The organism is Salinicoccus sp. Bachu38 (assembly GCF_038561955.2).
Classification (GTDB): domain Bacteria; phylum Bacillota; class Bacilli; order Staphylococcales; family Salinicoccaceae; genus Salinicoccus; species Salinicoccus bachuensis.
On record NZ_CP138333.2, the window covers coordinates 2,340,257 to 2,354,597 of the forward strand.

At 50.3% G+C, this 14,341-nt stretch carries 12 protein-coding genes; 7 read left to right on the forward strand and 5 right to left on the reverse strand.

The window, feature by feature from the left end; genetic code table 11:
* Positions 1 to 140 precede the first annotated feature (140 nt).
* Positions 141 to 2,015, forward strand: a complete 1,875-nt coding sequence (locus RQP18_RS11860; RefSeq protein WP_342387892.1) for a DUF262 domain-containing protein — start codon at positions 141 to 143, stop codon at positions 2,013 to 2,015.
* Positions 2,016 to 2,095: 80 nt separating this feature from the next.
* Here the strand turns inward: RQP18_RS11860 and RQP18_RS11865 are convergent, their stop codons facing one another.
* A complete protein-coding gene (locus RQP18_RS11865) occupies positions 2,096 to 3,040 on the reverse strand; it encodes an ornithine cyclodeaminase family protein (RefSeq protein WP_342387893.1) in 945 nt (314 codons plus the stop codon).
* 157 nt (positions 3,041 to 3,197) lie between these two features.
* Between RQP18_RS11865 and RQP18_RS11870 the strand changes: the two genes are divergently transcribed.
* Together RQP18_RS11870 and RQP18_RS11875 are read left to right on the forward strand one after the other, a co-directional pair.
* A complete protein-coding gene (locus tag RQP18_RS11870) occupies positions 3,198 to 4,385 on the forward strand; it encodes a MalY/PatB family protein (RefSeq protein WP_373446070.1) in 1,188 nt (395 codons plus the stop codon).
* Positions 4,386 to 4,499: 114 nt separating this feature from the next.
* Complete coding sequence (locus tag RQP18_RS11875) at positions 4,500 to 5,879, forward strand: MFS transporter (RefSeq protein WP_342387895.1); 1,380 nt, start codon at positions 4,500 to 4,502, stop codon at positions 5,877 to 5,879.
* Between the two features lie 40 nt (positions 5,880 to 5,919).
* Here the strand turns inward: RQP18_RS11875 and RQP18_RS11880 are convergent, their stop codons facing one another.
* The gene (locus tag RQP18_RS11880) at positions 5,920 to 7,080 is read right to left on the reverse strand and encodes an aminotransferase class I/II-fold pyridoxal phosphate-dependent enzyme (protein WP_342387896.1); all 1,161 of its coding nucleotides are present in this window, start codon (positions 7,078 to 7,080) and stop codon (positions 5,920 to 5,922) included.
* Between the two features lie 289 nt (positions 7,081 to 7,369).
* On the opposite strand from RQP18_RS11880, the gene RQP18_RS11885 reads away from it, so the two are divergent.
* The 4 genes from RQP18_RS11885 to RQP18_RS11900 all read left to right on the forward strand — a co-directional run bounded on the left by RQP18_RS11885 (position 7,370) and on the right by RQP18_RS11900 (position 10,603).
* Positions 7,370 to 7,720: a type II toxin-antitoxin system RelE/ParE family toxin gene (locus RQP18_RS11885; RefSeq protein WP_342387897.1), complete on the forward strand. Its 351-nt coding sequence runs from the start codon at positions 7,370 to 7,372 to the stop codon at positions 7,718 to 7,720.
* A 4-nt stretch (positions 7,721 to 7,724) separates the two neighbouring features.
* On the forward strand, positions 7,725 to 8,000 hold the full coding sequence (locus tag RQP18_RS11890) for a helix-turn-helix transcriptional regulator (protein WP_342387898.1): 276 nt from the start codon (positions 7,725 to 7,727) through the stop codon (positions 7,998 to 8,000).
* 270 nt (positions 8,001 to 8,270) lie between these two features.
* Positions 8,271 to 9,614, forward strand: a complete 1,344-nt coding sequence (locus RQP18_RS11895) for a YjiH family protein (RefSeq protein ID WP_342387899.1) — start codon at positions 8,271 to 8,273, stop codon at positions 9,612 to 9,614.
* 92 nt (positions 9,615 to 9,706) lie between these two features.
* On the forward strand, positions 9,707 to 10,603 hold the full coding sequence (locus RQP18_RS11900) for a DUF5996 family protein (RefSeq protein WP_342387900.1): 897 nt from the start codon (positions 9,707 to 9,709) through the stop codon (positions 10,601 to 10,603).
* A gap of 48 nt (positions 10,604 to 10,651) precedes the next feature.
* Here the strand turns inward: RQP18_RS11900 and RQP18_RS11905 are convergent, their stop codons facing one another.
* The 3 genes from RQP18_RS11905 to RQP18_RS11915 form a co-directional block, all read right to left on the reverse strand.
* Positions 10,652 to 11,329 (reverse strand): hypothetical protein, encoded by a 678-nt coding sequence (locus RQP18_RS11905; protein WP_342387901.1) that lies wholly within the window; start codon positions 11,327 to 11,329, stop codon positions 10,652 to 10,654.
* A gap of 161 nt (positions 11,330 to 11,490) precedes the next feature.
* Positions 11,491 to 12,762: an amidohydrolase gene (locus RQP18_RS11910; protein ID WP_342387902.1), complete on the reverse strand. Its 1,272-nt coding sequence runs from the start codon at positions 12,760 to 12,762 to the stop codon at positions 11,491 to 11,493.
* 24 nt (positions 12,763 to 12,786) lie between these two features.
* Positions 12,787 to 14,310, reverse strand: a complete 1,524-nt coding sequence (locus tag RQP18_RS11915; RefSeq protein WP_342387903.1) for an AbgT family transporter — start codon at positions 14,308 to 14,310, stop codon at positions 12,787 to 12,789.
* Positions 14,311 to 14,341 lie beyond the last annotated feature (31 nt).

The following is a 14,341-nucleotide window of genomic DNA, read 5'->3' on the forward strand; positions in this document are numbered from 1 at the left end:
TCTATGTACTGTAGCTTAATAGTATTTACTTCCAAGGAATCAAGTTCTTTTCACAATTATATATACTTTCTTTTAGAGATCTTTAGTTTAAATGGGAAATAGTGTATATTGATCATTAAAACTAGGTTTGGAGGATCATTATGGCTGAAAATACAATATCATCTTCCCACAAAAGTATTTCTGAACTTATTACAAGTACAAATAACACTTATATAGTTCCTGATTTTCAAAGAGAATTTGTGTGGGGGAAAGAAGAAATAGAATCATTGTTTGAAGATTTTAAAGAAGATTCCTCTGATTTTACTAAAGAAACAAAAGATCTTACTGGATATTTACTTGGCAATATTGTACTAATTGGGAATGGCAAAGAGAAAGTAGTTATAGATGGACAACAAAGATTGACTACCCTCACTCTTTTATTCAAAGCTTTAGAAATCTATGCCAAAGATAAAGTGAGTGGAGATACACAGTATAAAGATCAATGGTACAACTATAGTGCTAACTTAAAAAAAGGTTATTCTGTAACTAGCGATCTAGGGGAATTTCTTACGTTAAGAATTCAACACGATGATTCTTTGGCTTTTGGTGATTTTTACAGACGATTGATGAGAGATAATTACGAAAAAGACGAAGAACCTGAAAGAGTATCAGATCGCAATATTTACACTGTATACCAAAGAATCAATGAATTGCTAGAAGAAATGTCTGAATTGGAAGTGATTCGTCTAATAAATTATTTAAGTGACAATGTCTTTTTGATACGCACACTAGCTCCTAATGAAAGTAAAGCTTTTCAATTATTTGAAGTTTTAAATGACCGTGGTCGATCATTAGAACCCTTAGATCTTATAAAAAATATGTTTCTTAAAATACTGACAAAAGATGAAGAAAATGAATCATTAAAACAAGAATTCTTGGAAAACTGGAGTCAGTTCAACAAAAACTTAGAGTTGCCGGCTAAAAGAGACAAAAGAAAAAACAAACTCTCTTCTTCAAAGTTTCTTTCCAACTTTATCCTTGCCTACGATGGAGAAAATAAAAAGAAAAGCGCTCTATTTGAATACTTTAAGTCAAAACAACATAGTATTACTAAAGAAGAACTTTTAAATCTCTCCAAAAAATTGAAAGATGTTTCTGAGGTGTATGCTCATATAGAGTTGAAGGAATATAATTATTTTATGAAAGATCAAACTGGCAATCATTATCAACTTAGAATCCTTTTCGACATACTAGGAGTTGAACAGGCGAAAGCAATGCTAATGCCTTTTTATTTCATCAAAAGCAATGAAGATAAAATAAAATTAGTAGACGCTATCAATAGATTTATAGCTTCCATACTATTCAGTTTTACACAAACTAACAGGGTGGAGGCCTTCATACCACGTATGGTTAAAAAATACTCAGAAGTTCAAAGGCTAAAAGAACCTATTGATGAGCTAATAAGTTTCATTGACGATGAGATAAGTATTTATTCAAACACTATAAGAGAAATCCTTCCTACCAAAAGACTTGAAAACAGGAATGGTAAGACACACTCAAAAGCGACATCCCTCTATAGATTTTTAGAGGCCTATTTTTGTAATAGTGTGGAGGCTATATATCCTACTCAAGGCAAGAAGTATAGTATTGAGCACATTATGTCACAGAAGTTAGCAATTGAAGATTATAATTCTCTTGGATTCCAAGACCAAGAAGAGTTTTCTCAAAATCTTAATAGAGTTGGGAATCTTACATTAATTTACACTACAGATAATTCCTCTTTAGGGAATAAATCATTTAAAGAGAAAAGCCCTCATTATAAGAATGATGTGAATTTCTATATCACGAAAAAATTGGCAACTGACTTAACTACTGAAGTGAAAAACGGCGTAGACACTAAGCTTATAAATAAAATCAATGAAAATTTGCCCACTTATTATACAGATGGGATGGTTAATTTCACTAAAAAACAAATTGATGATCGCTCAAATGTTATTTCGAATATATTAGCTAATATTATAGAAAACAAAGTTTGATGAATTTTCATATTTTATCTAAATAAAGTTTAGTAAAAAGAAGCGAAATTAATTTCGCTTCTTTTTACTATTTACTCCGATTAATCCGCAAACATCTTCATGACGCCGCCGGCAACGGCCAGGTCGAAGTATCCCGCTCCTACACATTTGTATAGGGTGATCTCCGCATCATCCTGCCTGAGGTAGTCCTGCTCGAATATATCGACGAGTTCGCCTTTGATGTCGTCCCAAATGATGATGCCTGCATCCACCGCATGGATCAGCTCTCCAGCTTCCTCCTTGACGGATTCGAGATCGTCGGCATAGATCTGATTGGCTCTTTTGATCGTCGTTTCGTCCATTTCCTTCATCACCGGCTTGAAGGAACCGACGCCGTTGATGTGTGTGCCAGATTTGATATCATTGCCGTCGAATACCGGCTCCTTGGACTGGGTGGCACAGTTGAGGATGTCGCTCTGTGCAACGACATCTGATGCATTGTCCACGACCTCGATGTCCGCCTTGATGCCGAATGCCTCGAGCCTCTCTTTGAACGCTTCTGCTTTCTCCTTCGTACGGTTGTAGAGCACGATCCTTTCGATATCCCGCACTTCAATGACGCCGAGTACCTGCTCGAAGGCCATGTTGCCCGTCCCGATGGCACCGAGCGTCTTCGCATCCTTCCGGGCAAACCTTTCCGTGGCGATGGCGGTCATGGCACCGGTGCGGAGGCGTGTAAGGTATGACGCATCCATCGTCGCCTTGTGCTCACCCTTCGTCAGGTCCGTGACGAGCAGGTTCCCCTGTGTCGTCGGGAGGTCTTTATTCACCGGGAAGATGGAGACGGTCTTGATGATGGAAATCTTCGATGCCGTGCTGATGCATGGCATGTACAGCATCGAGCTGTTGTCATCCACCGGAAGTACGGTGCGTGGTGCCTGGATGATCGCGTCATCCTTCAGATCCTGCAGGACATTTTTGACGTCCTCTATTGCGTGATGCATGTGGTACTCTTTTTCAATCTGTTCATCGGTCAGTGTAATCATGGAATTTTCCTCCGCTTCTCATTCGCCTTTTTGGCGTATCACTCCTCCCAATGATATAACCTCCAGAATATTGCGTCAAATGCGCTTCCGATGCTTTTTATTTCGCCCATGACTGATATAATACCTTTATGATTACATATGAAAGGGAGAGATGGTTTTGGATATAAAGGATTTTGTCGATACATATTATGTGGAGCGTAAGAATACGAACTCCACAAAGTGGGATCTCCTCGAGGAGCGGTTCGGGGATCCGGACCTGCTGCCGATCTGGGTCGCCGACATGGAATTCAAGGCACCGGACAGCGTGATCGATGCACTCACCGAGCGCGTCCAGCACGGCGCATACGGCTATTCATTCATCCCGGACGAATATTACGCGACATACTCCAGATGGATGGAGGACAGTTTCGGCTACAAGGTTGAGAAGGAGTGGTGCCGCCCGGCGACAGGCGTCGTATCGGCACTCTACTGGTTCATGAACTGCTACACGGAGGAAGGGGATGCGGTCATCATCACGCCGCCCGTCTACTACCCGTTCTTCAATGTCATCCGGGAACTCGACCGCACGCTCGTCACTGCGGATATGACTGAGAATGACGGCCGCTTCGAACTCGACTTCGACCTGTTCGAACAGAAGATTGAGGAAAATGATGTGAAGCTCTTCATCCTGTGCTCACCGCACAATCCGGCCGGCCGTGTATGGACGGAGTCGGAACTCGAACGCATGCTCGCCATCTGCGAAAAGTATGACGTCCTCGTGATTGCGGACGAGATCCACCAGGACTTCGCCTATGGTGAACACAAGCATACACCGGCACCGCTTGTGGCAGACGGCAAGTACACCGACCGTATCGTGCTCGTGAACGCCGCTTCCAAATCATTCAACCTGCCGGGCCTGCTCCATGCCAACATCGTCATCGAAAACGATTCGTTGCGCCAGCAGTTCGACGACTATGCCGGCCAGCACATCAAGAGCGAGAAGAACATCCTCGGCCACCTTGCCACACAGGCGGCCTATGAGGGCGGTGGCGAATGGCTCGACGGGTTGAAGAATGTCATCCTGTCGAACTACGCCTACGTAAAGGAGACACTCGGGGTGCATATACCCGAAGCGAAAGTGATGAAGCTCGAAGGCACCTACCTACCGATGATCGACCTGCGCGGCTTCCTCGCCCCTGAAGATACGAAGGAATTCGTCCAAGAGAAGTGCAAGCTCGCCGTCGACTATGGCGAGTGGTTCGGCGAAGGCTATGAAGGCTACATCCGCCTGAACCTCGCGACGCATCCGAAGTTCGTCAAAGAGGCGGTGGACCGCATGGTCGAGGAATACAAGAAACTGAAATAGATCTGATGCCCTGCTCCGAATTTCCGGGACAGGGCTTTATTCATACCGGGCCGCTTTGACCGGGGCGCCGGAGTATGCAAGAATGAATATAAATGAACGATTGGAGGGGTCGGCATGGCTGAAGAGAAGATAGAGAGCAAGGGCGTCGTTGTGGTGATCATCGCCGCAGCTTTTTTATTGACCTTCAACCAATTTCTTCTGATTACCGCATTCCCGACGATCATGACGGAGTTCGACATCAATGCCACACAGGTCCAGTGGCTGACGAATGCTTTCATCCTCGTCACACTGATATTCATCCCGATGTCGGGGTATCTGTCGACCACCTACTCCGCCCGGACACTCGTCATCTTCTCGCTCACCTGCCTGCTCATCGGTACGGCAATCGGCGGCTGGTCGCCGAACTTCGGTGTCCTGCTCGCTTCACGCATGATCCAGGCGATCGGTGCGGGCATCATCCTGCCGCTGATCCAGACGATACTGCTCATCGTCTTCCCCTATCACAGGCGGGGGTTCGCCATGGGCCTGCTCGGTGCGGTGACGAACATCGCACCCGCTTCCGCCCCGTCGATATCGGGCATCATCATCGACTATCTCGACTGGCGGTCGCTCCACTGGGTGATCCTGCCGTTCATCCTGATCACCTTCGTCATGGCGCTCTTCCTGATGAAGAACGTGCTTGAACAGAACCGGACGACACTCGACCTCCGTTCGGTCGCCCTGTCCGCATCGGGCTTCGCCCTCTTCATCCTGGGTCTCAGCAACATCAGCGTATACGGCTTCCTGAGCCCTTGGTCACTCCTCCCGATGGCGGTCGGAATCGTCAGTGTGCTGTTCTTCATCAGCCGGCAGTTCAGCATCCCGACACCTGTATTGAACCTCGACCTGTTCCGCAACCGCACGTTTAGTCTCGCCATCACCCTGATTTTCATCAATATGATGCTGCTGCTGTCGACCGAGACGATACTGCCGATGTTCGCACAGGACGCGCTCGGGACGAGTGCCTTCCTGTCCGGCTTCCTGCTCGTACCGGGGACGATCATTTTGTCCGTCATCACATTCATCTCCGGCAACCTGTATGACCGGTACGGCGGCAAGCGAATCGCCACAATCGGGTTCGCCTGCACCGCCCTGTCGCTCGGCCTGATCAACACCGTCGGCATCGACGATTCTCCCTACTGGATCATGGTCTACTTCTGCCTGTTCATGACCGGTTTCGGACTGACGCTCATGCCGCTCGTCACCGTCAGCATGTCGGAGCTCGGGAAAGAGGACATCCCCCATGGCTCGGCCATTGTCAACACCGTGCGCCAGTTCGCCATGGCCTTCGGCATCATCATACTGACATCCATCATCAGCATAACCGTCGCCGTGATGGAAGCACCGTACGCCACAAGCACATATTGGGGAACATCTTACGCCCTCATCGTCATGGCGGGACTTGCGGTGCTCGGATTCATTCTGACGCTCAGATTGAAGGAGACGAGATACTGACAAAAAATCGCCTTGCGGGTTTATTCCGCAAGGCGATTCTTCATTTCTCTTCCAACGTATTGATGTACCGCTCCAGCCTGTCGGCGGCTTCCTTGAGCTCCGCCATGCTGCAGGCGAATGAGAGACGGATGTGCCCTTCGCCAAACTCGGAGAACGAGCGGCCCGGCACGACGGCGAGCTGCGTCGCCTCGAGCAGATTGGTCGCGAACCGGAACGAATCGGTGTCGTACTTTCTGATCGACGGGAAGATGTAGAACGCCCCCGTCGGCTTCGACACTTCGAGTCCCATGTCGAGGAGCCGCTGGTAGATGTAGTCACGCCGCTCGATGTAGGCTGCATTCATCTCCTTCGGCACATGGCGCTGATTCTTCAGCGCCTCGATCGCTGCGTACTGGCTCGGTATCGCTGCACAGATTGTGTTGTAGAGGTGCACGGCTGTGACATCCTCCATGATGGTTCGGTGACCGACGACGTATCCGATGCGCCAGCCGGTCATGGCGTGCGACTTGCTGAGGCCATTGACGACGAGCACCTGCTCCTTGATGTCCGTATAGCTTGCCAGACTGATATGTTCCCCCTCGAGCGTGTTCTCCGCATAGATTTCATCAGTGATGACGAAGATGTCATGCTTCCTGAACACTTCGACGAGCGCATCCATCTGCGGCTTCGTATAGGTGACGCCGGTTGGGTTCGTCGGATAGTTCAGCAACACGGCCTTCGTCCTGTCATTGATGTTCGACTCGATCAGCTCCGGTGTGGCGATGTGGCCCGTCGATGTCATGTCGACGAACTTCGTCGTGGCTCCGCACAGTTCGATGATCGGTTCGTATCCGAGATAAGTCGGTGCCGGAATGAGCACTTCATCACCCGGGTCCAAAATGGCGCGCAGGATGCCGTCAATCCCCTCGCTACCTCCGACCGTGACGAGCACTTCCCCGTCCGGATCGTATTCCGCACCATGCACCTCGCGGTAGTACTGGCTGATCGTCTCCCGGAGTTCGAAAAGTCCCGTATTGTGAGAGTACTTCATCGATCTCGTATTGATCGCCTCGATTGCTGCATCCTTGATCGGCTGCGGCGTCTCAAAGTCCGGCTGGCCGAGCGTCAGATCCACCGCATCCGGGAATTCCTCCACTCGGTTGGCAAACTGCCGCGTGCCCGGCACCTCGATATCCTTCATTTTTCTGTTCGCCTGTGGCATCGTATCCCTCTTTCCCATTGATTTCCCTATCGATTATAACAGATGGTTTATGCTTTGACTTCTATGTATTCGTCTGACTATAGTATAGGACACAATAAGGCTTTAATATATTGGACAAAGATACCTGTATATATCTAATACTTAATATCTCATAGAAAAATCAGCTTCTCTACATCTTTCAATAATGATTATTATATGGAATATGCAAGTTTTATCAATAGTATGCGTACCATGCGGAAATTAAGGGTATTTATTATAATGATGGACGCATATATGCTATCATTGAATTATGAAAAAGATTGAATTCGATACGATGACGGACAGCCGGGGCAATGACAATTTTGAGGCATATCTGGCAACACTCACGGAAAAAGAGCAGGATAAGCTCGTCGCACGCATCCTTGAGATAGAACATCAAGGCTTGCAGGTGGCCAGACGGATGAAATGGGTGAAGAAGTTGGACGATGATCTGTATGAAATCAGATGCCAATTCAGCAACAATATACAGAGGGTTCTCTACTTCCAGGAGAAAGACAACAAGTTTGTCATCACGCATGGATTCAGCAAGAAGACGCAAAAGACGCCGGCCAGGGAAATTTCGAAAGCCAGGCGTATGAGAAATAAGTATTTGGGGAGGTAATACCATGTCCAGAATGGATGAAATCAAGGCGAGAGCCATCGCAAAAAACCCCGAGCGCAGGAAAACATTTGATCAGGAATCAAAGCGACTCAAAACTGCTGTCATGGTAGTCAATCTGCGGGACGAACATGACCTATCCCAGCAGGCGCTTGCAGATAAGGTCGGTGTATCGAAATCCACCATTGCCCGCATTGAGAATGCACAGGTCGACACTTCTGTAGAGATGCTCAACCGCATCGCAAGAGCCGTCGACAAGGAACTTAAAATGAGCATTGTCTAAAAGATTTAAAATCGCCGCCGAATATTATGGCAGCGATTTTTTTATTTCGCTCATCAAAAACCAGACTGTCATCTATCACTCTGTAACTCAAAGAAGGTTTTCAATGATTCCTTATACCGTAAAATCATTTGAGTGCATCCATGTGTGATCTTTTCATTCGGCATCTAAATTTTATAATCTATGATTTTTAAATAATACAATCTATGGACATGAAACTCATTTTCCTTTATCATTACAATATTCATAAAAATACATAAAAGGGGATTAATTATGCATTTCTCTAGAGAGACCAAGATAAAGACGTGGACGGTGTCGACCATCGCCCTCCTGCTCTTCATCGTTCCGGTCTACTTCAATGGCCAATGGACCATCATCCTCGGCATATTCGCCGACTATATACTGACGGGACTGGAAGGTTCCATCCCGACGATCATCACCGTCATCATGTCCTTCTTCCTCATCATGACCATATACGGCACATTGATCAACCGCAACAGCTTCAAAAACGCGCCAAAGATGAGAGACATATTCGTCCTCGACTGGTTGTGGTTCACACTGCGTGTACTCGGTACGCTGTTTGCTATCATGACTGTCACAGGCTTCGGTCCGGAGGCGATCACGAGTGACCTGACGGGCGGTACGATGATGAACAGCCTCGTGCCGATACTCGCCACATGGCTACTGCTTGCCGCCTTCCTCATGCCGCTTCTGATGAACTTCGGCCTGATGGAATTCATCGGTACTTTCCTCGAGCCCGTCATCCGCCCACTGTATAAAGTACCGGGGCGCTCCTCGATCGATGCGCTCGCTTCATGGATGGGTAGCAGCCCGGTCGGCGTCATGATTACAACTCAGCAATACGAGCGCGGCTTCTATACGAAGCGCGAAGCAATGAACATCGCCACCAACTTCTCGGTGCTCTCCATCCCGTTCAGTCTCGTGATTGCGACATTCATCGGCATCGAGGAATACTTCCTGCAGTTCTATCTGACGATGGCCATCGCATGCATACTCACCGCTCTCGTTATGGTGCGCATTCCACCACTGTCGCGCAAGGAGGATACGTACTACGAAGTGACCGGCAAGCAGATTGATGACCGTTCATCCGAGGGCACGATGCTCAAGACGGCGACGACGCGCGCCTACAGGCGTGCCGACGAAAGCGATGGCGCGAAGAGCATCGCACGCGACGGTACGGTGAACGTCATCGACATCTACGGCGGACTGATCCCGGTCGTCATCGCCATCGGGACGCTTGCCCTGATCGTGGCGGAATACACACCGGTGTTTACGTACTTGAGCTATCCGGTCCAGTTCGTCCTCACCCTGATCAATGTGCCGGAAGCTGCAGCCGCAGCGCCTGCATTCATCATCGGCGTGACGGACATGTTCCTGCCGTCGGTCATCGGATCCGGCATCGAGAGCGACTTCACGAAATTCATGATCGCCGTCATGTCACTGACGCAGATCATCTACTTCTCGGAAGTCGGCGCCCTGCTGCTGAAGTCGAAGATTCCGGTTTCCGTATGGGAGCTGATCGCGATTTTCATCCTCCGGACCATCATTTCATTCCCGATCATATATGTCCTGGCACTTCTGTTCGTCGGACAATAGAACAATCCCCCTGGTAACCGCCAGGGGGATTGTCTGCGTTTATCGGTTCGCCTTCTGACTGAGGGGTATATGAATAGTGCGAGGTGATTGAAATGAGCTTCTATCAGGAATATGAAAAGGAAATCACTACACTCCAGTTGATTTCCCAGATTGTCGGCAAGCTGAAGTTGGAATATGCATACCAGGAACCCCAGTGGGCACATGTCATTCTTGATATTACACCGAGAGGGTTTACGACTGGAATATTGGGGCAGGGGGACGGGACATTCGACATTGAAGTGGACCTCGTCAACAGCCGGATCATCATACGGACAATGTACGGAGACGAGCGCATCACCCTTGCCGACGGCAAGACAGTCCGTACGTATTACAAGGAGATTATGGCAGCCGCCCGGCAGCTGGGGCTGGAACTTTCCATCCATACGAAACCCCAGGAAATGGCAACCACAATTCCTTTTGAGGAGGATACGTCACACCATCATTATGATGCAGAAGTTTCCTGGGAAATACTGAAGTGGTTCCAGTTTGCCAGTGACGCAGAAAAGGCATTTCTCGCGCCCCTGCGCATACGCAAAGTCCATCCCGGCCTGTTCTGGGGGACTTTCGATGTTTCCTGCATCGCCGTATATAATCAGTTCGAGCCATTCCCGGATGACACGAAGGTGATTGAACGTGCCGCATTTGACGAGCATATGATCGAGTTCGGGTTCTGGCTGGGAGATGACACGGACAGGTTTCCGACCTTCTTTGTCCTTCCCTATCCATTTGTCGAAAACAGTCCTCTGGAGGTTGATGATACCTTCCCGGAAGGGAGCCGTTTCGACCCTGCGATGGCCGAGTACCTGTATGAAATGAAAGATGGCCGGAGCGGAAAGGAGAATGTCATCCGATTTTTCAGATCATCCTTCATCAAATCCTATGAGTATCTGGAATGGGAAGATGCACAGCACTGCTTCAACGTTCTGAAGATGAAGAAGAACCAGGCATAAAGAGAGGGCTGGGATAAAATATCCCAGCCCTCTCTTTATTATGGTGCATCACTCCACCCTGAAGAATGCTTCGGCTTCCATATGGTCATTGTACTTGATCAGGAAAGGTTCCCCTTCCGGCACAGCCCGGGCCACTTTGCCGGATGCAGTGCCGCCGGAATAGATCTCCCCGGCCGGGAACTCATCATCCTCCACCCACATATAAGTATCCTGGCTGACATTCGAGCCATCTTCCTTGAATATTTCTATGTTTTCGGATACGAGGACCGCGTGGTCGTCATCCTCGAATTCCGTCAGTTCGAAAGTGAGGTCGAAGACGGCCCATTCCTGTCCATCGTCCGCCGGGTCAGGGTCCATATACTCGGTCGTTAGAATTTCGACCGCTTCTGCCCCCCGGACGACGTTGTCGACCGTTACATTGCCTGTACCGGCGAGCCGCTCCCCGTTGTCGTCATAGGTGACGACTTCCACGGAGACGGTTTCCCCGAGCTCTGCCGGACTGCTCCGCGTCGCTTCGTCCGTGCCGGCTGAATCCTCTTCTGCACTGTCCTCTTCAGATGCCTCTTCCGTATTCCCTTCGGTCGTCTCCGACTCTTCGTCCACATCATCTTCAAACGTCTCTTCCACCGCTTCTTCCGTCGTCGTATCCTCCGTCGCTTCCTCTGCGCCACAGGCGCCAAGAAGCACTACTGCGGCCATGCCACCTGCCAATAGAAAGTTCCTCATCCTCCATCCCTCCTCACCTGCTTATCCTCATTATACGCACTGTACGTAGGCAAAATCCATATAATTTTTAGAAAATTGTGTTTTTAATGAATTCTTTGTACAGCCTGGAATTTTGAGGAAATTAAAAGGCCGGGGGCATCGTTGCCTCCCCGGCCTGTGGATCATTTTTCAACCAGCACTTTTGCTGATTCGAACAGTATATTGACGGCGTGCGGCATGCTGTCTTCGCTGATGTCGAACTTCTCGTTGTGGTGTCCTGCGGCAAGCTCGGTGCCGAAGATGCAGTAGGTGGCCTGCCCCCCATGCGCCTGCACGGCATTGATGAAGAATGTCGCATCTTCCGACCCGGCACTGGCATCGCTCCTGAGGTCGCTCGAGAGTCCTTCAGCTTCTGCGATCTCCTTGAGCACTCCGGCCACCTCCAGGGAGCAGTCAGTGCTCTCCCCTTCACCGACGAGCTCGATGTGGTGGCTCACGCCATACATCTTCGCCGCGCCTTCGATGACCGCTTCGGCCTGGCTTTTGACATAGTCGTTGATTTCGGATGTCTCACCGCGCGTCTCGATTTTGAGTGCAGCGTGATCCGCGATGATGTTGCGGCCGCTGCCGGCATGCAGTTCACCGACGTTGATGCGTGTCGCCCCGGCCGAATGCCTTGGGATGGCATTCAGGTTGATGACGGCGTTCGCTGCAGCGAGCATCGCGTTCTTCCCTTCCTCGGGACTGCCGCCGGCGTGCGAGGACCGTCCCTTGAATGTGACATCCATCTTGGATGTTGCAAGGAAGCCGTTGTTGGCCGCGACGAAGTGGTCGTGCGGCACACCGGTGCCGATGTGGGAGGCGATGAAGTAGTCGACATCCCGGACGACACCCGCCTCCACCATGGAGCGCGCCCCGCGCGTCCCCTCTTCGGCTGGCTGGAAGATGATCTTTATCTTCCCCTTGAGCTGGTCCTTGTTTTCCATGAGCTTCGTGGCGAGGCCGAGGCCGATGGTCGTATGCACATCATGCCCGCAGGCATGCATATTGTCGTTCGTCGACCTGAACCCCTCTTCGACCGGCACATGGTCGTCGCCTGTCGCCTCGACGATCGGCAGGGCGTCCATGTCCACCCGGTAGGCGACGGTCGGGCCCGGTGTGCCTGTATCAAGTGTTGCGACGATACCGGTATAGCCTTCAGAGACGAGGCCGAGATATTTCTCGACGGCCCCGTGCTCCTTCGCCCACTCGAGGTGCTGCTTCGTCTCCGCGTCGGACGGCTTGCCCATGCAGTAGTCGGGGTCCATGACGGCCTTCCCGATTTCGAGGTCGTAGCCGAGGCCATCAAGTATGTCTGCCACGATGGTCGACGTGCGCATCTCCAGGAATCCGAGTTCCGGATACTGGTGGAAGTCGCGCCGCCATTCGATCAGTTGCTTTTCAAACTGTACCATTTCATTCTCCCCTTTATCTGTTCATTACGGTCTGTCTTCAAAGAACGTGTATACACCTGGACCGTACGGCAGGCCTGTGAAATAGAAGACCGCAAGCAGGATGATCCAGGCAATCAGGAATGCGATGGAGTACGGCAGCATGAGTGAGATGTACGTGCCGATACTTGCATTCTTGTCATAGCGCTGCATGAATGCAAGGATGATGACCATGTACGGGAACAGCGGTGTGATGATGTTCACGGATGAATCCGCAATACGGTAGGCCACCTGCGTGAATGCCGGGTCATATCCGAGCTGCAGGAACATCGGAATGAATATCGGTGCCTCGATCGCCCATTTTGCAGAACCGGAAGTGATCAGGAAGTTCATCAGGCTGGTGAAGATGATGTAGCCGATGATCAGTCCGAAACCGGTGAATTCGACTTCCTGCAGGAATTCCGCACCGTTGACTGCCACCCAGGTGCCCAGGTTGGACCAGTTGAAGTATGCGATGAACTGGGCGATGGCGAAGACGAGCACGATGTATCCGGCCATATCACTGATGGATTCCGTCATATATCGGCTCATGTCCTTGCCGGACTTGATCTTGCCTGTCACGATACCGAATGCCAGGCCGATGAGTACGAAGAAGATCAGGATGAGCGGCACGATGCCATCGATGAACGGCGACGGGATGATGGTCCCGCCTTCACCCCGGAGCGGGCTGTCCGGCAGCATGATCACAACTACGATGATTGCCCAGTAGAGAACACCTGTGATGAGCGCTGCAAAGAATCCTTTCTTCGCGTTCGGCAGTTCTTCGGTGTTCTCCTCTTCGACCGCTTCCCCCTTGTATTCACCGAGTCGCGGCTCGACGAATTTGGAAGTCAGAAGACCGCCGACGAATGTCAGCAGGAATACGGAAACGATGTTGAAGTACCAGTTGTCGACCGGTGTGACGGTGATCGTATCATCGATGATCGCCACCGCCTCGGTGGAGATCCCGGCCAGGAGCGCATCCGTGCCCGCGATGAACAGGTTCGCCGTGAACCCGGCGCCTGCACCGGCAAAGCCGGCCGCAAGACCGGCAAGCGGATGTCTGCCGACCTTGTAGAACACGAGGGCCCCGAGCGGTGGAACGAGTACGACCGCTGCATCGGATGCCAGGTTGCCGAGTATACCTGTGAAGACGACTGTATACGTCAGCAGGAATGGTGGTGATTTCAAAATCGTCTTGCGTATGGCGTAATCGAGCAGTCCGACCTTCTCCGCAAGGCCGATACCGAGCATCATTGCCAGTACCAGACCGAGCGGTGCGAAGCCTGTGAAGTTATCAAGCATCGATGTCAGTATGAACTGCAGCCCTTCTCCCGAGAGCAGGTTGCGGATCTGCAGCTCCTCACCTGTACCCGGGTGAGCCACGGTGGCCCCGAAAAGGCTGAATACGAAGGACAGGAGAATCATGAAGAATGCCAGTCCGATGAAAAGGACGAACGGATCCGGCAGCTTATTGCCGACGCGTTCGATGACATCCAGCGCTTTCGTGAAAAACCCTTTTTTCTTTGCCATTTTAATGCACCTCACTATTCATTTTTATGAT